At 65.0% G+C, this 20,526-nt stretch carries 18 protein-coding genes; 3 read left to right on the forward strand and 15 right to left on the reverse strand.

Annotated features, from left to right (window positions below):
• Positions 1-106 precede the first annotated feature (106 nt).
• From AC1DXS_RS13990 to AC1DXS_RS14030, 9 genes are all read right to left on the reverse strand, one after another.
• The gene (locus tag AC1DXS_RS13990) at positions 107-967 is read right to left on the reverse strand and encodes an ABC transporter permease (protein WP_477738089.1); all 861 of its coding nucleotides are present in this window, start codon (positions 965-967) and stop codon (positions 107-109) included.
• Complete coding sequence (locus tag AC1DXS_RS13995; protein ID WP_477738090.1) at positions 964-1,854, reverse strand: ABC transporter permease; 891 nt, start codon at positions 1,852-1,854, stop codon at positions 964-966. The genes AC1DXS_RS13990 and AC1DXS_RS13995 overlap by 4 nt, the downstream gene beginning before the upstream one ends.
• Positions 1,854-2,957: an ABC transporter ATP-binding protein gene (locus AC1DXS_RS14000; protein ID WP_477738091.1), complete on the reverse strand. Its 1,104-nt coding sequence runs from the start codon at positions 2,955-2,957 to the stop codon at positions 1,854-1,856. The genes AC1DXS_RS13995 and AC1DXS_RS14000 overlap by 1 nt, the downstream gene beginning before the upstream one ends.
• Before the next feature lie 175 nt (positions 2,958-3,132).
• A complete protein-coding gene (locus AC1DXS_RS14005; RefSeq protein ID WP_477738174.1) occupies positions 3,133-4,284 on the reverse strand; it encodes an ABC transporter substrate-binding protein in 1,152 nt (383 codons plus the stop codon).
• A gap of 79 nt (positions 4,285-4,363) precedes the next feature.
• The gene (locus AC1DXS_RS14010) at positions 4,364-5,644 is read right to left on the reverse strand and encodes a glucarate dehydratase family protein (protein WP_477738092.1); all 1,281 of its coding nucleotides are present in this window, start codon (positions 5,642-5,644) and stop codon (positions 4,364-4,366) included.
• Positions 5,645-5,647: 3 nt separating this feature from the next.
• Positions 5,648-6,664 carry a Bug family tripartite tricarboxylate transporter substrate binding protein gene (locus tag AC1DXS_RS14015; protein WP_477738093.1) on the reverse strand — a complete coding sequence of 339 codons (1,017 nt, stop codon included), beginning with the start codon at positions 6,662-6,664 and terminating at the stop codon, positions 5,648-5,650.
• Between the two features lie 136 nt (positions 6,665-6,800).
• A complete protein-coding gene (locus AC1DXS_RS14020; protein WP_477738094.1) occupies positions 6,801-7,844 on the reverse strand; it encodes a LacI family DNA-binding transcriptional regulator in 1,044 nt (347 codons plus the stop codon).
• A gap of 36 nt (positions 7,845-7,880) precedes the next feature.
• Entirely contained in the window at positions 7,881-8,249 is a 369-nt protein-coding gene (locus AC1DXS_RS14025; RefSeq protein ID WP_477738095.1) for a hypothetical protein, read from the reverse strand.
• 10 nt (positions 8,250-8,259) lie between these two features.
• Complete coding sequence (locus AC1DXS_RS14030) at positions 8,260-9,054, reverse strand: SDR family oxidoreductase (RefSeq protein ID WP_477738096.1); 795 nt, start codon at positions 9,052-9,054, stop codon at positions 8,260-8,262.
• 70 nt (positions 9,055-9,124) lie between these two features.
• Here AC1DXS_RS14030 and AC1DXS_RS14035 point away from each other — a divergent pair, with 70 nt between their 5' ends.
• Genes AC1DXS_RS14035 through AC1DXS_RS14045 form a run of 3 tightly spaced genes read left to right on the forward strand, consistent with a single transcriptional unit; the run spans position 9,125 to position 12,310 of the window.
• Positions 9,125-9,703 (forward strand): SH3 domain-containing protein, encoded by a 579-nt coding sequence (locus AC1DXS_RS14035; RefSeq protein ID WP_477738097.1) that lies wholly within the window; start codon positions 9,125-9,127, stop codon positions 9,701-9,703.
• Positions 9,704-9,742: 39 nt separating this feature from the next.
• Positions 9,743-10,795 (forward strand): M48 family metalloprotease, encoded by a 1,053-nt coding sequence (locus AC1DXS_RS14040; protein ID WP_477738098.1) that lies wholly within the window; start codon positions 9,743-9,745, stop codon positions 10,793-10,795.
• A gap of 42 nt (positions 10,796-10,837) precedes the next feature.
• Positions 10,838-12,310, forward strand: coding sequence for a tetratricopeptide repeat protein (locus AC1DXS_RS14045; RefSeq protein ID WP_477738099.1), 1,473 nt, complete (start codon positions 10,838-10,840; stop codon positions 12,308-12,310).
• Positions 12,311-12,573: 263 nt separating this feature from the next.
• Here AC1DXS_RS14045 and AC1DXS_RS14050 read toward each other — a convergent pair whose 3' ends face one another.
• The 6 genes from AC1DXS_RS14050 to tfpB all read right to left on the reverse strand — a co-directional run bounded on the left by AC1DXS_RS14050 (position 12,574) and on the right by tfpB (position 20,479).
• On the reverse strand, positions 12,574-13,476 hold the full coding sequence (locus AC1DXS_RS14050; protein WP_477738100.1) for a DMT family transporter: 903 nt from the start codon (positions 13,474-13,476) through the stop codon (positions 12,574-12,576).
• Positions 13,477-13,485: 9 nt separating this feature from the next.
• Positions 13,486-15,096 (reverse strand): gamma-glutamyltransferase family protein, encoded by a 1,611-nt coding sequence (locus AC1DXS_RS14055; protein ID WP_477738101.1) that lies wholly within the window; start codon positions 15,094-15,096, stop codon positions 13,486-13,488.
• A 258-nt stretch (positions 15,097-15,354) separates the two neighbouring features.
• Positions 15,355-16,335, reverse strand: a complete 981-nt coding sequence (locus AC1DXS_RS14060; protein ID WP_477738102.1) for a Bug family tripartite tricarboxylate transporter substrate binding protein — start codon at positions 16,333-16,335, stop codon at positions 15,355-15,357.
• A gap of 110 nt (positions 16,336-16,445) precedes the next feature.
• Entirely contained in the window at positions 16,446-17,957 is a 1,512-nt protein-coding gene (locus AC1DXS_RS14065) for a tripartite tricarboxylate transporter permease (protein WP_477738103.1), read from the reverse strand.
• 13 nt (positions 17,958-17,970) lie between these two features.
• Complete coding sequence (locus AC1DXS_RS14070; protein ID WP_477738104.1) at positions 17,971-18,456, reverse strand: tripartite tricarboxylate transporter TctB family protein; 486 nt, start codon at positions 18,454-18,456, stop codon at positions 17,971-17,973.
• A gap of 220 nt (positions 18,457-18,676) precedes the next feature.
• A complete protein-coding gene (tfpB, locus tag AC1DXS_RS14075; RefSeq protein WP_477738105.1) occupies positions 18,677-20,479 on the reverse strand; it encodes a type IV pilus assembly ATPase TfpB in 1,803 nt (600 codons plus the stop codon).
• Positions 20,480-20,526 lie beyond the last annotated feature (47 nt).

Raw genomic sequence — 20,526 nt, forward strand, 5'->3', positions numbered from 1 at the left:
GGGCGGGGGTGAGGGCCGCGGCCCATGCACAAACGGCGGGATATTTGCCGCCGCTGGCCCTCACCCCAACCCTCTCCCAAAGGGAGAGGGGGTAAGACATCAGATATCAACCCTTGACCGGATGCTCCTTCACACGGCTGACCAGTTGCGTCGGGTTCACAAAGCGCAGCGCGATCAGCAGCCACAGTACCGTGATCGCCATGTAGATCATGGCCATGGCGTCCACCGACTGCCCGGCGCGCACGCCGGCGGCAAACACCGCGTAGTAAAGCGCGACCACCAGGGTCTGCGTGTCGGGGCCGGCGACGAGGAAGGTCAGCTCGAACATCGCCACCGTGCGCACCAGCACCAGCAGTCCTGCCGCCAGCACACCTGGCGCCAGCAACGGCACCAGGGTGTAGATGAACATCTGCCGCGTGTTGGCGCCAAAGACGCGCGCGGCCGATTCGATGTTGGTATCCACCTGCTCGACAAACGGCGTCATCACCAAAATCACGAACGGCAGTGCCGGGATCATGTTGGCGATGATCACGCCCGGCAGGGTGCCGGCCAGGTGCAGCTGGTACATCACCGTGGCCAGCGGAATGCCGTAGGTGATGGGCGGCACCATCAGCGGCAGCAGGAACAGCAGCGTGAGCAGCTTCTTGCCGCGAAAGTCCTTGCGCGCCAGCGTGTAAGCGGCAGGCACGCCGATCAGCAGCGACAGAAAGACCACCGAGAACACCACCACCACGGTGACCACCAGCACATGGCTGAGCTGGAACTCCTTCCAGGCCGACACATACCAGCCCACCGTGTAGGCCTCGGGCAGCCAGGTGCCCAGCCAACGCGTAGCCACCGAGTTGGTGGCTACCGCCAGGATCAGCAGGCCGACGTTGACCAGGAAAAAACCGATGACACCCCAGACCAGCGCGCGCCAGGCGCGGTCGCGCAGCGGGTGGGGATCGTGTTGTGCGGCGGCGCTCATCCCTTGCCCCCGGTCACCGGGCCGCGGTAAAACATCCGGCGCAGCCCCAGCGCGGCGGCAACGATGGCCAGCTGGGCCATGCCCATGATCATCGCGACGGCCGAGGCCAGCGAGTAGTCGTATTGCTCAAAGGCCGCTTCGTAGGCCGCGATGGCGATCACGCGCGTGGTACCTGCCGGCGAGCCCAGCAGCACCGCCGACGGGAAGACCGAGAAGGCCTGCACAAAACTCAGGCAGAAGGCCATGACCAGGCCGGGTGTGAGCAGCGGCAGGTAGATGTAGCGAAAGCGGTTCCAGCCGTCGGCCCCCAACGTCGCCGCTGCGCGCGGCAGCGCCGGGTCTATGCCGGTGATGTACGACAGGATCAGCAGGTAGGCGAACGGGAAGCCGGTGATGACCAGCGAGATCAGCACGCCCCAGTAGTTGTGCGTCAGGCGTATGGAGCCCTCATACAGGTGCAGCCACTGCAGCGCCTGCGCGAGCCAGCCGCGCGGGCCGAAGTAGGTCAGCATGCCTTCGGCGATCAACACCGTGCCCAGCGTGAGCGGCACCACCAGCAGGGTGGACAGCAGGCGCTGGTAAGGGCTTTTGACGCGCGTGGCATAGGCAATCGCCAGCGCGAAGCCGACATTGATCAGCGTGGCCGGCAAGGCCAGCTGCATGGTGTTGCCTATGGTCTTCCACAAGTCCTGCGTCTGGAAGAAGTGGATGTAGTTTTCGAACACCCCGCCCTGCGCCGGCTGGAAGGACAGCAGCAGGCCGTAGGCGAAAGGGTAGACAAAAAACATGATCATCACCACGGCGGCCGGCGCGACCAGCATCACCGCCGGGTCGAACGGCGGCTTGCTGTGGGTAGCGCCTTGCGAAGGCAGGGTCACTGCGTTCATCAGGCTTCTCCCGCGTAGACCAGCACGCGCTCGGGCGGGGCCGACAGCATGACCCGGTCGCCCGGTGCGACCGCGCGCGAGGTGCGCACGTAGAGCAGGTCGTCAAATGCCGTCTTGACCTGCAGCAGCCATTCGCGGCCGCCGTACTCGGCCGTCTCCACAGTGCCGGCGAAGGCGAGCGGGCCGTCTCCGATTTCGATTTCGTCGGGCCGTATCGCCGCCACGGCCTGCCCGGCGTGGAACAGCGACGCCGCATCCATCCCCGTGCCGGCAAAGCTGATATCGCCAGGCCCTTGCAGGGTGAGGCCGAGGCCGTTGGCCTGTGCCACCTGAACGGGCAACACATTGCGATAGCCCATGAAGCGCGCCACATCCAGCGTGGCCGGCCGCGCGAAGACCTCTTGCGGCGTGCCGACCTGCTGCACCACGCCGAGCTTCATCACCACCACGCGGTCGGCCATGGCCAGCGCCTCGTCCTGGTCATGCGTGACATACACCGTGGAGCAGCCCTGGGCGCGGTGGATGCGGCGAATCTCGGAACGCATTTCAATGCGCAGCTTGGCATCGAGGTTGGACAGCGGCTCGTCCATGAGGATCAGCGGCGGCTCGATGACGATGGCGCGCGCAATCGCCACGCGCTGCTGCTGGCCGCCCGAGAGTTGCCCCGGCAGTTTGTCCGCATGGCCCTGCAGCTGCACGGTGTCCAGCGCTGCGGCCACGCGTTTGTCGATCTCGGCCGCCGGCACGCCGCGCATCTTCAGGCCGAAGCCCACGTTGCGGCTGACCGAAAGGTGCGGGAACAGCGCGTAGTTCTGGAACACCATGCCGAAGCCGCGTTTTTCCGGCGGCAAGGTGTCTATGCGTTGCTGATCCAGCCAGATGCTGCCGCCCGACAGCGGCAGCAGGCCGGCCATGCAGTTGAGCGCGGTCGACTTGCCGCAACCCGAAGGGCCCAGCAGCGCGATGAACTCGCCGCGCTCTATGGTCAGCGACAGCTGGTCCAGCGCATTGGCCCCGCCGAACTGACGGCTCACCCCCTCCAGGCGCAGTTGCTTGAACTCGTTTTTTTCCACGGGCCGCCCCGTGGTGTTTGGCATCACCATGTCGAAACCTTCATGCCCGTCTCGCGGGCCTCTTTATTACCTGTTCTATTTACCCCCTCTCCCCCTGGGAGAGGGTTGGGGTGAGGGCCGGCGGCGATAAATATCCACCGCTTCTTGCGCAGGCCGCTAGCCCTCACCCCTGCCCTCTCCCAGAGGGAGAGGGAGCAAGATCCTTTTATTTGCCTTTACCTGAGCCGATTTCCTGATCCCACTTCTTGAACGCTGCCACCATGGCCTTGTCATCCAGCGGCTGGGCATGCGGCTGTTTGGCGATCCAGTCGGCGTATTCGGGGCGGCCGTATTCCTTGATGATGTCCTGGCTCTTTTGCGGCGCGGCGGTCAGCGGCACGTTCTTCACGGCCGGGCCGGGGTAGAAGTAACCGGAGTCATAGGTGAGCGCTTGCTGCTCGGGTTTGAGCAGGTAGGCCATCAGTTCCATCACTGCCGCCTGGCGCGCGGCGGGCAGGCCCTTGGGCATGGCCATGTAGTGCGCGTCGTTGACCCAGGTGAAGCCGTTCAGCGCCGCCACCTTGAACTGCTTGGGCACCACGCCGAGCGCGCGCGGGTTGATGTCCCAACCAGTGACCGTGACGGTCATGTCGCGCGAGCCTTCGCCGAGCTCTTTCATGACGGCGCCGGTGCCGGTGGGGTAGTACTCGATGCAGCTGTTGAGTTCCTTGAGGTAAGCCCAGGTCTTGTCCCAGCCGGCCATCGGCTCCTTGGGATCCTTGTCGCCCAGCAGATAAGGCAGGCCCATCAGGAAGGTGCGGCCCGGGCCTGAGTTGGCGGGGCGTGCATAGATCAGCTTGTTGGGATTGGCCTTGCACCAGGCCAGCAGTTCGGCCGGTGTCTTGGGCGGCGCCTTGACCTTGTCGGGGTTGTACTCAAGCAAGGGGCCTGCGGGCATATAGGTCACCATGATGGCCTGGCCGTTGGCGAGATCCTGCATCTTGCGGGCGCTGGTCAGGTAGTTGTCCATCAGGCCCGGAAACTTCGCGGCGTGCGCGGGCAGCATGGGCTCCCAGAGATTGAGCGCCATGCCGGCAGCCAGTGCATCGGTGCCGGTCAGCACCAGGTCGATGTCGGTGCGGCCCGCCGCCTGCATGGCGCGGATTTTTCCGGGCAGCTCGGGTGCGGGCGCCTTCGTGAAGGTGATGCGCGACACCAGGTTGGGATTCTTGGCCGCAAAACTTTCCAGCGCTTCCTGCGTGAGCGCGAGGTTGCCCGCCACGTCGACGACGTTAAGCGTCACGGGCTCCGCATGGGCCGCGCCTGCGAACGCCGCAAGGATGCCGGCGGCCCGCAGGCCGAGGCCCAGGCGGGACATCAAATGTTTGAACTTCGTCATGGTCTTGTCTCCTTCGTTGTTGCTGTGGACTGAAAAGTGCGAGGCTCGTGGCGGCCTCTTAAAAACGCGGGCTCACGCCGGAAAACCCCGGCTGGTACTTGCGCATCTGCGCCAGGTCATTGCGGTTGCGTATGCCGCACGCCAGGTACTGTTGGTGCAGTTCGACCAGTTTGGCCGGGTCGAGTTCCACACCCAGGCCAGGTGCTGTCGGTACCCTGACAGCACCCTGCTCAAATTTGATGCGGCCGCCCTTGATAACTTCTTCTTCCTGCCACGGATAGTGCGTATCGCAGGCGTAGGTCAGGTTGGGAATGGCCGCCGCCGCATGCGTCATGGCCATCAGGCTGATGCCCAGATGCGAGTTTGAGTGCATGGACATGCCCATGCCGAAGACTTCGCACATGCGCGCCAGCGAGGCCGTGGCGCGCAGGCCGCCCCAGTAATGGTGATCGGACAGCAAAATCTTCACCGCGTTCAGCGAGGCATTGCGCCGAAATTCATCCATGGTGGTGACCACCATGTTGGTGGCCAGCGGGCTGCGGCAGTGTTTGGCCAGTTCAGCCATGCCCTCCAGGCCCGGCGTTGGGTCTTCGTAATACTCAAGCAGCTCGTCGAGCTCAGGCGCGGCGTCAATGCTGGTCTGCAGCGACCAGTTGGCGTTCGGGTCCAGGCGCAGCGGGTGCGTCGGGAAGGCTTTACGCAAGGCCTTGATGCCGGCGATCTCCTCAGCCGGCGTGAACACGCCGCCCTTGAGCTTGATGCTTTTAAAGCCGTACTGGTCGACCATGGCCTGCGCCTGCTTGACGAGCTGCTCGGGCGTCACCGCCTCGCCCCAGGCGTCGGGCGCATAGGGCTTGTCGACATGCTCGGCATATTTGTAGAACAGGTAGGCGCTGTAAGGCACGGCGTCGCGCACCGCGCCGCCCAGCAAGTCGCAGATCGGCAGGTTCAGTAGCTGGCCCTGCAAGTCCAGCATGGCGACTTCAAGCGCGCTGATGACTTTCTCGGCGTTTTTGGCGGTGTGGGATCCAGGCGCCAGTTCAAACTGCACGCCCCCGCCCTGCCCCGGCTTGATGCTGGCGCGCACGCGCTGCTCCATCACGTTGAGGTCAAAAGGCGAAAGGCCGACAGCCAGGGGACGCGCCTGCTCCAGCGCCAGCAGCATGGGCGCGTCGCCGTAGGTTTCAGCGATACCGAGGCGGCCGTCGGAGGTTTCAAGCTCGATGATGCTGCGCAGGGCCCAGGGTTCGTGGATGCCGCTGGCGTTGAGCAGCGGCCCGTCGCGAAAAGCGATGGGCGTGACGCGGGCGTGTGTGATGCGAATGTCTTTGTTTCTCATGTGTCAGCTTGCCGTGGCTCCGGATTTCTTGACCAGTTCGGCCCAGCGCGCGATTTCGGTTTTCATATGGGCGGCGAGTTCGTCAGGTGAACTGGCGATGATTTCCATGCCGAGCTGGTCGTGCAGCTTGGCGACCACGTCGGGTGTTTTCAGAATCTTGGTGATCTCGGCATTGAGGCGCTGCACGATGGGCTTGGGTGTGCCCTTGGGCGCGTACACCGCCTGCCAGGATGACATCTCGAACTTGGGAATGCCCGACTCGATCATGGTGGGCAGCTCCGGCGCCAGCGCGATGCGCTTGCCGGTGGTCACGGCCAGCAACTTGAGCTTGCCGGCCTGCACCAGCGACACAGCGGCCGTCATCTGGTCGAACATGAAAGGCACCTGGCCGGCTACCACGTCCATCATCGCGGGCGGCGTGCCCTTGTAAGCCACGTGCGAGAGAGGCACACCGATCAGCTCGGCGAACATCTCGCCGGCCAGGTGCGTGGAGGTGCCGGCCCCCGAAGAGGCGAAATAGCGCTTGCTCGGGTCGCGCTTGAGCAACGCCACCAGGTCGGCCACCGAGTTCAGGCCCAGCGCCGGATTGACGATGAGCACATTGGGCAGCATGGCCACCAGTGAAACCGGCTCGAAATCCTTCACCGGGTCGTAGGGCAGGTTTTTGTAGAGGCTGGCATTGATGGCGTGGGTGCTGATGGTGCCGCCCAGCAAGGTGTAGCCGTCGGCCTTGGCCTTGGCGACGTAGGTGGCGCCGACGGCGCCGGCCGCGCCGGGCTTGTTGTCCACCACCATGGGCTGGCCCAGGGTGTCAGACAGTTTTTGCGAGAGGGTGCGGCCGATCACGTCGGTGGAGCCGCCCGGTGTGAAGGGGACGATGTAGGCAATCGGCTTGGTGGGCCAGCCGGGTGTGGCGATGTCGGCGGCCATGGCGCGCAGCGGCGAGCCCGCGGCAAGCGCCGAAAGACCCAGGCCGCCGAGGCCGCCCAGCGCCTTGCGGCGGGTGAAGTGAGTGCTCATCCTTTTGTCTCCTGTATTGACTGTTTGACCCGCCCCACCCTCCGGCGGGTGCGAGCTTTTCATTTCTGCGCTGGTGTTTTATTTATGTTAGCGCTAACAAATCAGGATGTTAGTGAGCAAAACGAGGCCCGTCAAGTCAGGCGCTGGCTCTTTCGACTATGGAAAACCCGAGGTCGCGTACCTTGGGGCCGGGGTCCAGGCCCTCCACGCGGTCCAGGATAAAACGTGCGGCCTGGCGGCCGATGGAGGTGCCGTCTATGCGCACCGTGCTGAGCGCCGGGTGGGTGTGGGCCGCGAAAGGCATGTCGCCAAAGCCCATGACCGCCACGTCGCCGGGAACTGACAGGCCCATGGCCTGCACTTCGGTGATCACGCCCTGTGCGATCACGTCCGAGCCGCAGAACACCACATCGGTCTGGCCATGCTCGGCCCACAGCTGCGCGAAACCCGAACGCCCGTTGGCCAGCGACGAGGGTGCGGGCACCGTGCAGGCCGGGATCGCGGGCACACCCAGCGCCGCGAAGCGCTGCTCAAAGCCCGTGCGCCGCAGCATGGCCCGCTGGTCGTCGGCGGTGATCAGCGCCGGCTTGCGATAACCCTTGCGGTAGAGGTAGTCGGCCACTTCAGCGCCGGCTTTCTCCTGTGAAAAACCCACGATCATGTCGATGGGCGTGGGCGTGATGTCCCAGGTCTCGACGATGGGAATGCCGGACGCCAGCAGCCGCTTGCGCCCTTCCGGCGAATGCATGATGCCGGTCAGCACGATGCCGTCGGGGCGCCGGCCGACGATGGCGTCTATCAGCGCATCTTCGCGCGCGCCGCTGTAGCCGCTTTGCCCCAGGATCAACTGGCAGCCGGCTTCGGCCAGCGCGTCGGTCAGCGCCTGGATGGTCTCCAGGAACACCGGTCCGGCGATGGTGGGCACCAGCGCCGCGACCAGCCGGCTGCGGTTGGACGCCAGGCCGCCGGCCACCAGGTTGGGCACATAGCCGCTGCGCGAAATTGCGCTGCGCACGCGCTCCAGGGTTTCCGGCGACACTGCCGCCGGTGTGTTGAGCGCGCGCGACACCGTGATGGCCGACACGCCGGCCAGGCTGGCCACGTCGCTGAGGGTGATGCCGCCGGTTCCGGGGCGCGGGGCGCGCTTGGCTTTGCGCAGCGTCTCAGAGGGTGATTTCATGCCCGGATGTTAACGCTAACTTGGCACACATCGCGCTCAGTCCTGGCCGAACTGTTGCCGGAAGGCTTCGCAGAAGCCGGCGTTGCCGCTCAGCGTCAGGGTCAAGGTGTGCCGGGCCTTGCCGGGCGCGCCGGGCTGCACCGCCAGGCGCCCTGTCGCCTCGTCGTACAGCAAGGCCTCGGGCGCCGTCAGCTCGCGCATGCCGTGCAGGTCGTAGTCCCAGTCAAAGCCGTCCTCCAGCGGGCCGCGCCGGCCCGGGAATGCCGCGTGGGCCCAGGCCAGCACCTGCACGACTTCGGCATGCACGGAAGGCACATGTTCGGGCCAGGTGGAGGCCATGGCCTCCAGCGTGCCTGAGCCGTCATCGCCTTCCGCGTAGTCGAAGTGGAGGTAGTCCAGGCTCAAAACGCAAAGCTCAGTAGGTACCTGGATAGGCCCCGCCGTCGGCCAGCACGTTCTGCCCCGTCATATAGGCGGCATGCGTGCTGCACAGGAAGGCGCAGATCCCGCCGAACTCTTCGGGCGTGCCGAAGCGCTGGGCCGGGATGTTCTTGCGGCGCGCGTCCATGACGGCTTCCAGCGGCTGGCCGCTTTTTTGCGCGGCGCCGCTCATGGTGCCGCGCAGGCGGTCGGTGTCAAAGGCGCCGGGCAGCAGGTTGTTGATGGTCACACCCTGGGCCGCGAGCTTGCTGCGCGCCACGCCGGCGACAAAGCCGGTCAGGCCGCTGCGCGCGCCGTTGGACAGGCCCAGGATATCGATGGGCGACTTGACCGAACTCGAGGTGATGTTGACGATGCGCCCGAAGCCGCGCGCCGCCATGCCGTCGACCGTGGCCTTGATAAGCTCGATGGGCGTCAGCATGTTGGCGTCCACCGCCTTGATCCAGGCGTCGCGGTCCCAGTCGCGGAAGTCGCCGGGGGGCGGGCCGCCGGCATTGGTCACCACGATGTCGAAGTCCTTGCGCACGGCGAAGACGGCGGCGCGCCCCTCAACCGTGGTGATGTCGGCGGCAACGTACTGCACACTGGTGCCCGAGGGTTTGCCCGTATCCGCCATGAGCTTGTCGGCTGCGGCCTTCAGCGTTGGCTCGCCGCGCGCCACGATCAGCACATGCACGCCCTCGCGCACCAGCGCCTGCGCGCAGCCCAGTCCCAAACCTTTGCTTGCGCCGCACACCAGCGCCCATTTGCCTGCAATACCCAAATCCATAATAATTCCTCATTACAACCACGGGGGAGAGCGGCTCATGATACTGAGTAAATACAAAATACAGGCGGGGATGGTTATCGCTCCCGTGCTCACAGTGCTGGTGGCTTTGAGTGCCCCGGCACAGGCCCAGCCGCAGGGCGAGGCGGTTCTGATCAAACGCGAGTCGCAACTGCGCGATGCGCCCGGCGACTCGGCCCGCAGCCTCGCGCCGCTGCCGGTCCAGACATCGGTCACACGGCTCAGCGAGCGCCAGGGCGCCTGGATCAAGGTGCGCATGGCCGACGGCACCAGCGGCTGGGTCCACATGTTCGACATCACCTCGGCCAGCGCCTCCTCGGGCGGCGCCGCCGGCGGCGCGCTGCGCAGCCTCTCAAGCTTTTTCAACAAGGGCAGCGCGCAGGCGCCTTCCAGCACCGTGTCCACCTCCACCGTCGGCATACGCGGCCTGGGCGCCGAAGACCTGGCCAACGCGCAGCCCAACCTCGCGGCCGTGGCGCAGGCCGACGCCAACCGTGCCAGCGCCGCGCAGGCCCGGCAGTTCGCCGGCAGCGCTTCGCTGAACAGCCGGCAAGTCGAGCCGCTGCCCACACCCGCGCCGCCACCGGCCGCTTCGCCCAGCGGTGCCCCGGCCGAGCAGTACGGCCGCTGAAAAGCACACACAAGAACACACAAGACAAGAGGCCTCGCCATGAATCTTCATCATTTCCAAACGCTGGGAGCACCGGCACGCCAGGCGGCCTTCGCACTGGCCCTGCTGGCCGGCCTGCTGCCTTTCAGCGCCCAGGCCCAGGATGCCGGCAAGGCCCTGGGCGGCCTGTTCCAGTCGCTGATACGCCCCAACCAACCCGCGCAGCCGGCGCCGGCACAGCCCAACACGGCCTCGGGCCTGGCCGGTGCGCTGCTGGGCGCCAGCCTTACGCCGGGCGGCCAGCAAGCCGCCCAGGGCGGCGACCTGTTCAAGCTGCTGTCGCAGTCGCTGGACCAGATCGACGAGCCGCGCGAAATCCAGATCGGCCAGCAGCTGGCCGCCGTGCTGCTGGGCAGCAAGCCGCTTTATCCCGACGTGGCCATGCAGCGCTACATCAACCAGCTGGGCCGCTGGATTGCCCTGCAGTCCTCGCGCCCCGACCTGCCCTGGACTTTCGCCATCCTCGACGACCCGGGCTTCAATGCCTTCGCCACGCCGGGCGGTTATGTCTTCGTCACCAAGGGCCTGATAGACCGCGTGGCCGATGAAGGCGAGCTGGCCGGCATCCTGGCCCACGAGATCACCCACGTCACCGCCAAGCACCACCTGATCGCGATGAACAAGACCGCGCGCGCCGGCCTGCTGACCCAGGTCATCAGCTCGCAACTCAAGAACGACCTGGGCGGCATGGTGTCTTCGCAATTGCTGGCGCTGGGCAAGAACATGTACACCAAGGGCCTGGACCAGCAGGATGAGTTCGACGCCGACCGCACCGGCGTGGCTCTGGCCACGCGCGCCGGCTTCGACCCCTACGGCCTGGTCGCGGTGCTGCAGCAACTGCGCACCGCCGCGCCCGACGACGCGCTGTTCGCGCTGTCGCTGAGCACGCACCCGCCGGCACAAACCCGTTTGAACCAGCTCGAACAAGCCATGGGAACCCGGCTCGATGCCTATGCGGGCCAGCCGTCCGTCACGGTGGCGCAACGCATCAGCGGCACGAACCGCCGGCCGACGGCACAGGCGCCCGCGGGAAAAGTGCCGGCCAAAAAATAAGGTACAAAGCCAGCCACGGCTCACGGCGGGCCGAAGTGCGGAATGAACCTTGGTATGAAGGGCGGTATGGGATTCTGGAGCTGGCTGGGCAAACCACAACAACAGGGGAAAGAGCGCAGCGCTGCGGCTGAACGGGCGCTGCCCCCTGCAAACGCAGCCACTTCGGCCGAACTGAAAAAACAAGGCAACGCCTTGCTGGCCGCGGGCAATCTGCACGAAGCCGGTTTGCGTTACCGCGCCGCCACCCTGGCGGACCCGCAAGATGCCGCCGCCTTCGTCAACCTCGGTTACGTGCTGAGCGAACAAGGGAATGCCCAGCAGGCGCAACAGGCGCTGGAACAGGCACTGGCACTGGACCCCACCCAGTTCGACGCGCATTTCATGCTGGCGACCCTGGCCCAGGACGGGGGCGACATGCGCCTGGCCAGCTCACACCTTCGCGAGGTCTTGCGGCTTCAGCCAAGCTTCGACTTCATGACGGATGTGTCATATGAGGGCCAGTACGACAAGGCGATTGCACGTTACCAGGCGATCCTGGAAATAGATCCCGGCAATGCCCCGGCGCACTGGGGCCTGGGTTTCGCAAGCCTGCTGCTGGGCGACTATGAAAAGGGCTGGCAGGGCTGGGAATGGCGCGCCAAGGTGAGCCACGGCAGCTACGACCGCCACTTTACCCAGCCGCGTTGGGCCGGCGGCGAGTCGATCGCGGGGAAGACCGTCCTGCTCCATGCGGAATACGGCCTTGGCGACACCCTGCAGTTCTGCCGTTATGCGGCCGACGTCGCCGCCCTGGGTGCGCGCGTGGTGCTGCAGGTGCAACGCGGCCTTGGCGGCCTGCTGTCAGGCCTGGCTGCGGATGCACTCGTCGTTGAGGACGGCCAGCCCCTGCCGGCGTTTGACCTGCACTGTCCCCTGATGAGCCTTCCGCTCGCACTGGGCCTGCACACCCGGGAAATCGTGACCTCACCCACGCCCTACCTGCAGGCCGCGCCGGATCGCGCGGAACGCTGGCGCAAGCGCATGGACCAGCTCGGCATGCCAGCCCCGCGCATAGGCATCGTGTGTTCCGGCAATCCCGCGCACAAGCGCGACCACCAGCGGTCCATCGCGATGAGCCAGTTTGTGCGCGCCTTGCCGCATGGCATGAAGGCCGTTTGCCTTCAGCCCGAGCTGCGCGAAGCCGATGCGGCGGCCCTCAAGGCCGACGGCCGCGTCACATTTTTCGGCACGGAACTGGCGGACTTCGCGGATACCGCCGCCCTGATTTCCACACTGGACCTTGTCCTCACCGTGGACACAAGCACCGCACACCTGGCGGGCGCCCTGGGAAAGCCAGTCTGGATATTGGTGCCCCATGCGCCGGACTGGCGCTGGCTGCTCAAGCGCGAAGACAGCCCCTGGTATCCCAGCGCGCGCCTGTTCAGGCAGGAAACAACCGACGACTGGAGCGTCCCCCTGGACAGGGTCAGGGAAGCACTCACCCAGATGCGCGAACGCTCCACGACATCGCCATAAAAAGCGCGGCGCCCCTTCAGGTCTGCAAGGGCCGCGAACCGGCCCTGGCCTGTTCTGAGCTTGGCCTGTCCTGAGCTTGTCGAAGGGTCGAAGGGCCAGGCCGCAGGCGCAGCGGCCCCCTCGGGGGACAGCGGCTACACGCAGTGGGCAAGCATGGGGGTTTTATCTTCACCAGCAGGGGCCGCGGAACTGGCTTTGCCAGGCCACAGGCGCTGCGCCCCCCGGGGGGCAGGGAGCTACACGAAGTGAGCGACCGTGGGGGCCTATCTCGTTCGGGTAAAAACGAAAATCCCGGCGATCACCAGCACCGTCCCGGCCGCCACCCAGGCCGTAAACGGTTCGCCCAAAATCAGCACCCCCATCAGGATGGTGGACATGGGGCCCACCATGCCGGTCTGCGCGGCCATGCCCGCGCCTATGCGTTCGATGGCCATCATCACCATGAGCACCGGCGCGGCGGTGCACAGCGTGGCATTGAGCACTGACAACCAGATCACCTCGGGCGCCACCAGGGCGGCGCTCATGGGCCGCAGCAGCACAAACTGCAGCAGGCAGCAAAGGCACGCCACCGTTGTGGCCAGCCCCACCAGGCGCAGCGAGCCCAGGCGCCTGACCATCTCGCCGCTGTAGACCAGGTAGAGCGCATAGCTGACCGCGCTCAGGAACACCAGCAGCGCCCCCAAGGCGGCATCCGAGCCCTGCAAAGTGATCTCGTGGCCGAACACCAGCACCACGCCGCAATAGCTGATGGCCATGCCGATGACCTGCGGCGCGCTGACGCGGCGCTTGTACATCACCAGGCCCAGCAGCAACACAAGGGTCGGGTTGAGGTACAGGATCAGCCGTTCGAGCGAAGCGCTGATGTAGGCCAGCCCGGCGAAGTCGAGAAAGCTCGCGAGGTAGTAGCCCGTGAAACCCAGCCACAGCACGCCCAGCCAGTCCTTGCGCGTGAGCGGCGCCTTGCCGCGGCTGGCCCACCAGGCCATCACGGCGAAGATGGGCAGCGCGAACAGCATGCGGTACATGATCAGCGTGACGGCGTCCACACCGTAGCGATAGGCCAGCTTGACGATGATGGCCTTGCCGCTGAAGGCGATGGCGCCGAAGGTGGCCAGCAGCAGGCCGGGCGCGAGGCTTTTGGCGGCGGTGTGGGGTGGGCTGCTCAAAACGGTCGCTTAAAAACCCACGGCCTGGCCGTCGCGCCGCGCATCGCTGGCAGCCACATAACCTTCGGTCTTGGGGTTGCCGGCGCGCCAGATGAACTGGCCGGCGCCGAAGTCCTGGTAGGAGTCGTTGATGACTTCCACGCGGTGGCCGCGCTCGGTCAGGCCCTGCACGGTGCGCGCGTCCATGGCGGCCTCGACATTGATCTCCATGCCCGCGTTATAGCGCCAGCGCGGCGCATCGCACGCGGCCTGCGGGTTCTGGCCGTAATCCAGCATGCGCACCAGCGTCTGCATGTGGCCCTGGGGCTGCATGTTGGCGCCCATCACGCCGTAGCTCATCACCGGCTGGCCGTCCTTGCTGAGGAAGGCGGGGATGATGGTGTGGAAGGGCCGCTTGCCCGGCGCGACCTGGTTGGCGCCCGGCTGCAGGCTGAAGCCGTGGCCGCGGTTTTGCAGGCTGATGCCGAACTCGGGCTCCACGCAGCCCGAGCCGAAGCCCATGTAGTTGCTCTGGATGAAGCTCACCATCATGCCGTCTTCGTCGGCCGCCGTGAGGTAAATCGTGCCGCCCTTGACCGGGTTGCCCGCGCCAAAGTCCTGTGCCTTTTTCATGTCGATGAGTTTGGCACGGGATGCGAGGTAGCTGTCATCGAGCATTTGCTCGGCCGTCACCGCCATTGACGAAGGCTCGGCCACGTACTTGTAGGTGTCGGCAAAGGCCAGCTTCATGGCTTCGATCTGCAAATGCTGCGAATCCACGCCATCGACCGGCATGCCCGCCACGTCGAACTTGTCCAGGATGCCCAGCGCGATCAGCGCGGCAATGCCCTGGCCGTTGGGCGGGATCTCGTGCAGGGTATAGCCGCGGTAATCCTTGCCTATCGGCTTGACCCATTCGGGTTTGTAGCTTTCAAAATCTTTTGCGGTGATGCTGCCGCCGTTTTGCGCCGAGAACTTTTCAATCGCCTGGGCAATGGCGCCGCCGTAATAGGCCGCGCCCTTGGTCTCGGCGATGGCGCGCAGCGCTTTGGCCGCGGCCTTGAACTGGAACAACTCGCCCACATTCGGCGCGCGGCCCCAGGGCAGGAAGGACTGCGCAAAACCCGGCTGCGACTTCAGCTCGCTGGTCGCGGCCGCCCACTTCTGCTGCACCACCGTGGGCAGCAGGTAACCGCGCTCGGCGATCTCCACGGCCGGCTCCATGAGGTCGGCAAACGGCAGCTTGCCGAAACGCTCGCTCAGCGCCACCCAGCTTGCGACCGCGCCCGGCACCGTGACGGAATCCATGCCGCGCTTGGGCGGCGTGGCCGCGTCCGCGCCGTATTTGCGCTGGAAGTATTCCGGCGTCCAGCTCTGCGGCGCGCGGCCCGAGCCATTGAGGCCGTGCAGTTCCTTGCCGTCCCACAAAATGCAGAAGGCGTCGCTGCCCAGGCCGTTGCTCACGGGCTCGACGATGGTCATGGCAGCCGCAGCCGCGATGGCCGCGTCCACCGCGTTGCCGCCCTTGAGCAGCATGCGCAGTCCGGCCTGCGCGCCCAGCGGATGCGAGGTCGAGACGACGTTACGCGCGAACAGCGGCAGGCGGGTGGAGGTGTAGGGATTGCTGAAATTGAAGTTCATGTTGGACTGGCTGTTGAAGGCGAGGCAAAGCAGGGGCGGACGTCTGCGCCATCCGCAGAAGAATTCATATCCACAGATTTCGCAGATTTACGCAGATTGAAAACAAGGTGCCTGTATTTGGAACGCGGGCTTTGGAAACGCATATTCAGGTTCGCCAAGGATGGCCATAGCTGTACCCATCGTTGTAAAAGCTCCTGCGTCTCGCCTCTCTTTAATCTGCGAAATCTGCGGATGAATCAATCTGCGGATGAATCTGACTCAATCCGCGGTAATTTTCCGCTCGGCAATGATTTTCTTCCACTTGGCGGTATCCGTCTTGACCATGGCGGCAAAGGCCGCAGGCGTGCCGCCCGTGGGCTCGGCGCCCAGCCGGGCGAAACGATCCTTCACGTCGGCATCGGCCAGCGCGGCGTTGATCGCCTGGTTGACCTTGCCAACGAGGTCTTGCGGCAGGCCTTTGGGGCCGTACACGCCAAACCAGGTGACCGACTCGAAGCCCGGCAGGGTTTCCGCCACCGTCGGCAACTCGGGCGCCAGCGAGGTGCGCTTGAGCGTGGTGACCGCGAGCACGCGCAGCTTGCCGTCCCGCACATGGGGCATGCCGGTCACAAAGGAGTCGAAGAGCACGTCGACCTTGCCGCTGATCAGGTCCGGCATGGCCAGCGCCGTGCCGCGGTAGGGAATGTGCAGGATGAAGGTGCCCGACTGGGCCTTGAAGTACTCGCTCGTCAGATGGACGATGGTGCCGTTTCCGCTGGAGGCATAGTTCAGCCGCCCCGGGTTCTTGCGCGCGTGGTCTATGAAGTCCCGCATGTTTTTGGACGGCGAGGAATTGGGCACCAGCACCACGTTGGGCGAGCTCGCCACGTAGGCGATGGGCGTGAAGTCGGTATCCGCGTTGTAGGGAATTTTCGGGTTGATGGCCGGACCTATGCTGTGCGTGCTCGAAGTGGCCAGCAGCAAGGTGTAGCCGTCCGCCGGCGACTTCGAGGCGGTGTCGGCGCCTATGGTGCCGCCCGCGCCCGGCCGGTTGTCGACGATCACCGACTGGCCGATTTTTTCGCCGAGTTTTTGCGACAGCGCACGCGCCAGGATGTCGGTCGCGCCGCCGGCCGGGAAAGGCACGATCATGCGGATCGGCTTGGAGGGATAGGTCTGGGCCGTGGCGGAACCCGCGAAGGCGGCCGCCAAAACCGAGGTAAAAACTGCCGCGAGGTGAATGATATGTTTACGTTTCATTTCACCATTGTGCAACGATTTTTCAGGGCGACTGCGCTTGCAACGGGCAAAACAAAAGGCACCCAAGGTGCCTTTTGTACCGAATGGGGCCGAGGCCCCGGGGTTCGCGATCAGTCTTCGACGAAGGCTTCCTCGCGCTTGTTCTTCACCGAGGGCAGCAGCACGATGATCAGCAGCAGCAGGGCGGCGCCCAGCAGGCCGGCCGACAGCGGACGCGTGACAAACACGCTCCAGTCGCCGCGCGACAGCAGCAGGGCACGGCGCAGGTTTTCCTCCATCATGGGTCCCAGGATGAAGCCCAGCAGCAGGGGAGCCGGTTCGCAGCCGAGCTTGACGAACATGTAGCCGATCACACCGAAGATGCCCACCATCCAGACGTCGAAGGTGTTGTTGTTGGTCGAATACACGCCGATCGCGCAGAACAGCACAATCGCCGGGAACAGGTAGCGGTAAGGCACGGTCAGCAGCTTGATCCACATGCCGATCAGCGGCAGGTTCAGGATGATCAGCATGGCGTTGCCGATCCACATCGAGGCGATCAGGCCCCAGAACAGTTCGGGGTTGCTGGTCATGACCTGCGGGCCGGGCTGGATGTTGTGGATCGTCATCGCGCCCACCATCAGGGCCATCACGGCGTTGGGCGGGATGCCCAGCGTCAGAAGCGGAATGAAGGAGGTCTGCGCGCCGGCGTTGTTGGCCGACTCGGGGGCGGCCACACCGCGGATATTGCCCTGGCCGAAAGGCACTTCGCCCTTCTTCATCTTGATTTTCTTTTCCAGCGCATAGGCCGCGAAGGCCGCCAGCAAGGCGCCACCGCCGGGCAGGATGCCGAGCGCCGAGCCCAGGAAGGTGCCGCGCAGCACAGCGGGCGTCATGTCCTTGAAGTCCTGCTTGGTCGGGAACAGGCCGGAAACCTTGGCGGTGAACACTTCACGTTCGTGTTCGGGCTGTGCCAGGTTGCTGATGATTTCACCGTAGCCGAACACGCCCATGGCGATGGTCACAAAGCCGATGCCGTCGGTCAGTTCGGGAACGTCAAAGCTGAAACGCGCGACGCCGGAGTTCACGTCGGTGCCGACCAGGCCCAGCAGCAGGCCCATCACGATCATCGCGATGGCCTTGAGCAGCGAACCCGAAGCCAGCACCACGGCGCCGATCAGGCCCAGCACCATCAGCGCAAAGTATTCGGCGGGGCCGAACTTGAAGGCCAGTTCAGTCAGGGGTGGCGCAAAAGCCGCCAGGATCAGGGTACCCACGCAGCCGGCGAAGAAAGAACCCAAGCCGGCCGCGGCCAGCGCGGGCCCGGCCCGCCCTTTTCGCGCCATCTGGTAGCCGTCGATACAGGTCACCACCGACGAGGACTCGCCCGGCAGGTTCACCAGGATGGCGGTGGTGGAGCCGCCGTACTGGGCGCCGTAGTAAATACCGGCCAGCATGATCAGCGCCGACACCGGGGGCAAGGCATAAGTGGCCGGCAGCAGCATGGCGATGGTGGCCACGGGGCCGATGCCCGGCAGCACGCCGATCAGCGTGCCCAGCAGACAGCCGATAAAGGCATACACCAGGTTGATCGGCGTGAACGCCACGCCGAAACCCAGCGAGAGATTGGTAATCAGATCCATTTTTTATATCTCCTTAGCCGATGAAGAAAGGCCACACCGGGAACTGCAGCTTGAGCAGGACGACAAAGGCGAGGTAGCTGCCGATGGCCAACACGGTCGCAAGGATGAAGGTGTTTTTCACTTTCCAGCCGGTTTCAGCCATGCTGGAAACAAAGGTCAGCGCGTAGATGGCCACGATCATGCCCATCGGGGGCAGCTTGATGCTGGGCAGGCCGCCCAGCAGCACGCCGAAGATCAAATTGGCCAGGATGATGAAGGCCAGCGGCTTCCAGGCCCATTTACCGATCTTGTCGCCGCCGACGGCTTCCACGACCAGTGACTTGAAGGTGATGGCCGCGCCCAGAATGGCCATCAGCACGCCCAGCATCAGCGGGAAGTAGCCGGGTCCCATGCGGGCGCCCTCGCCCACGTTGTAGGTGGTAGCCCCCCATGCGAACGCCACGCCGACGCCCATGAACATGAGGCCGGAGAAAAAGTCCTTTTGACTCTTGATATTCACGGCTGTCTCCTCAATACATACATAAAAGTAAAAGAAAGAATCGCTGGATTGTGCATTCAATCCCCCGACATGGGCATGTGGCTTTCACTTACCTTTCATTTATCTTCGGGCTTACCTCTTGCTTACATATCAGCAGAGCGCCGGGAAAGCAGTAAAAACCCGAAGTGGCTGCACCCTTTACGGCCAAAATAGGGGCCGCCTTAAGGCCGCGAACGGGCTCTCAGGATAAAGGTGGGGTGGAGGCGAGAATTTCCTCGATGGTGGTCAGCCCCTCGGCCACCTTCAGCGCGCCGGCCAGCCGAAGCGGGCGCATACCTTCGCTGATCGCCTGGCGGCGCAGCGCGTCGATGTTGGGCTCCTTGGAGACCTTTTCCTTGAAGCCCTCGGTCACCGTCAGCAATTCATACAAGCCCATGCGCCCGCGGAAACCCGTCATGCGGCAGTCCACGCAGCCCACCGGCTTGTAGGGCCGGTAGCTCCCGCTGATCTGCCAGGGCTTGACCAGCTCGGCCAGGGTTTCGCGCGCGGCTTCCTCGTCGGGCTCGCGGCAGCTGGGGCACATGGTGCGCACCAGCCGCTGGGCCAGCACGCCCAGCATGGTGGCGTTGATCAGGTAAGCCGGGATACCCAGTTCCATCATGCGAGAGACCGCCGACGGCGCATCGTTGGTGTGCAGCGTGCTGAACACCAGGTGGCCGGTGAGCGCGGCCTGCACCGCCATCTCGGCCGTCTGCAGGTCGCGGATTTCGCCGACCATGATGATGTCCGGATCCTGCCGCATCAGCGCGCGCAGGCCTTCGGGGAAATCAAAATCCAGGTGCGCCTGCACCTGCGTCTGGTTGAAAGAGGCCTCAATCATTTCGATCGGGTCTTCGATCGTGCTGACATTGACCTCTTCGGTGGCCAGGCGCTTGAGCGTGGAATACAGCGTGGTCGTCTTGCCCGAGCCGGTCGGCCCGGTGACCAGGATGATGCCGTGCGGCCGCTTGACCAGCGATTCCCAGCGGTCGGCGTCGTGCTGCGAAAAGCCCAGCGCGTCGAGGTTCTTCACCGTGGTGTCGGGATCGAAAATCCGCATCACCATTTTTTCGCCGAAGGCCGTGGGCAAGGTCGACAGCCGCATTTCGACTTCATCGCCGCGCGGGTTTCGCGTCTTGATGCGGCCGTCCTGCGGGCGGCGCTTTTCCACCACGTCCATGCGGCCCAGCAGCTTGATTCGCGCCGTCATCGCGTTGTGCACGCCCATGGGCAACTGGTAAACCGGGTGCAGCACGCCGTCGATGCGAAAGCGGATCACCCCCTGCTCGCGGCGCGGCTCCAGGTGGATGTCGCTGGCGCGCTGGTCGAAGGCGTATTGCCAGAGCCAGTCCACCACCTGCACCACGCCCTGGTCGTTGGCGTCCAGCTGCTTGTTGCTCTTGCCCAGCTCCACCAGCTGCTCGAAACTCGCCGAGCCCGACCCGCTGCCCGACTTGATCGCGGCCTTGACCGATTTGGCCAGGGCGAAAAACTCGGCCGTGAACTTGGTGATGTCCTGCGGGCTGGACACCACCAGGCGCACGCTGCGTTTGGCCTGGCGCTCGACTTCCTGCACCCAGTCGGTGATGAAGGGCTCGGAGGTGGCGATCACCACCTCGCTGGGTGTGACCTGAACCGGCAGCACTTTGTGGCGCTCGGCATACATGGCCGACATGGTGTCGGCCACCTTGCCCACGTCGACCTTGAGCGGGTCTATGCGCAGGTAGGCCAGGCCCGCCCGCCCCGCCAGCCACTGCGACATGGTTTCGATATCCAGCGGTTTGCCATCGGCCACGCGCGTCATGCCCACACTGGCCAGCCGCATCAGCGGCGGCTGCGCGCTTTGCACCTGCGAGCAGCGCGCAATCGTGCGCTGCGCCTCGGTGGCGCTGATCACGCCGTCCTCGCCCAGCCACTCCACCAGGATGCGCCAGTCCAGGGGGCCGGTATGGCCTCTTTTCGCATGCGTGTCACGATGGGGCTTGGTATGGGTCGCGGCGCTCATGGGTGGCACTGTACCCCATCCATTGCGGCTTTTACCAGTAGCGTCAC

Source organism: Polaromonas sp. P3_B1, assembly GCF_056402935.1.

Excerpts from the sequence above, each read along its gene's own strand:
- AC1DXS_RS14045 (WP_477738099.1), top strand. The coding sequence starts at position 10,838 with ATGAACCTTGGTATGAAGGGCGGTATGGGATTCTGGAGCTGGCTGGGC.
- AC1DXS_RS14020 (WP_477738094.1), bottom strand. The coding sequence starts at position 7,844 with ATGAAATCACCCTCTGAGACGCTGCGCAAAGCCAAGCGCGCCCCGCGC.
- AC1DXS_RS14015 (WP_477738093.1), bottom strand. The coding sequence starts at position 6,664 with ATGAGCACTCACTTCACCCGCCGCAAGGCGCTGGGCGGCCTCGGCGGC.
- AC1DXS_RS14060 (WP_477738102.1), bottom strand. The coding sequence starts at position 16,335 with ATGAAACGTAAACATATCATTCACCTCGCGGCAGTTTTTACCTCGGTT.
- AC1DXS_RS14035 (WP_477738097.1), top strand. The coding sequence starts at position 9,125 with ATGGTTATCGCTCCCGTGCTCACAGTGCTGGTGGCTTTGAGTGCCCCG.
- AC1DXS_RS14010 (WP_477738092.1), bottom strand. The coding sequence starts at position 5,644 with ATGAGAAACAAAGACATTCGCATCACACACGCCCGCGTCACGCCCATC.
- AC1DXS_RS14005 (WP_477738174.1), bottom strand. The coding sequence starts at position 4,284 with ATGTCCCGCCTGGGCCTCGGCCTGCGGGCCGCCGGCATCCTTGCGGCG.
- AC1DXS_RS13990 (WP_477738089.1), bottom strand. The coding sequence starts at position 967 with ATGAGCGCCGCCGCACAACACGATCCCCACCCGCTGCGCGACCGCGCC.
- AC1DXS_RS14055 (WP_477738101.1), bottom strand. The coding sequence starts at position 15,096 with ATGAACTTCAATTTCAGCAATCCCTACACCTCCACCCGCCTGCCGCTG.
- tfpB (WP_477738105.1), bottom strand. The coding sequence starts at position 20,479 with ATGAGCGCCGCGACCCATACCAAGCCCCATCGTGACACGCATGCGAAA.
- AC1DXS_RS14030 (WP_477738096.1), bottom strand. The coding sequence starts at position 9,054 with ATGGATTTGGGTATTGCAGGCAAATGGGCGCTGGTGTGCGGCGCAAGC.
- AC1DXS_RS14040 (WP_477738098.1), top strand. The coding sequence starts at position 9,743 with ATGAATCTTCATCATTTCCAAACGCTGGGAGCACCGGCACGCCAGGCG.
- AC1DXS_RS13995 (WP_477738090.1), bottom strand. The coding sequence starts at position 1,854 with ATGAACGCAGTGACCCTGCCTTCGCAAGGCGCTACCCACAGCAAGCCG.
- AC1DXS_RS14000 (WP_477738091.1), bottom strand. The coding sequence starts at position 2,957 with ATGGTGATGCCAAACACCACGGGGCGGCCCGTGGAAAAAAACGAGTTC.
- AC1DXS_RS14065 (WP_477738103.1), bottom strand. The coding sequence starts at position 17,957 with ATGGATCTGATTACCAATCTCTCGCTGGGTTTCGGCGTGGCGTTCACG.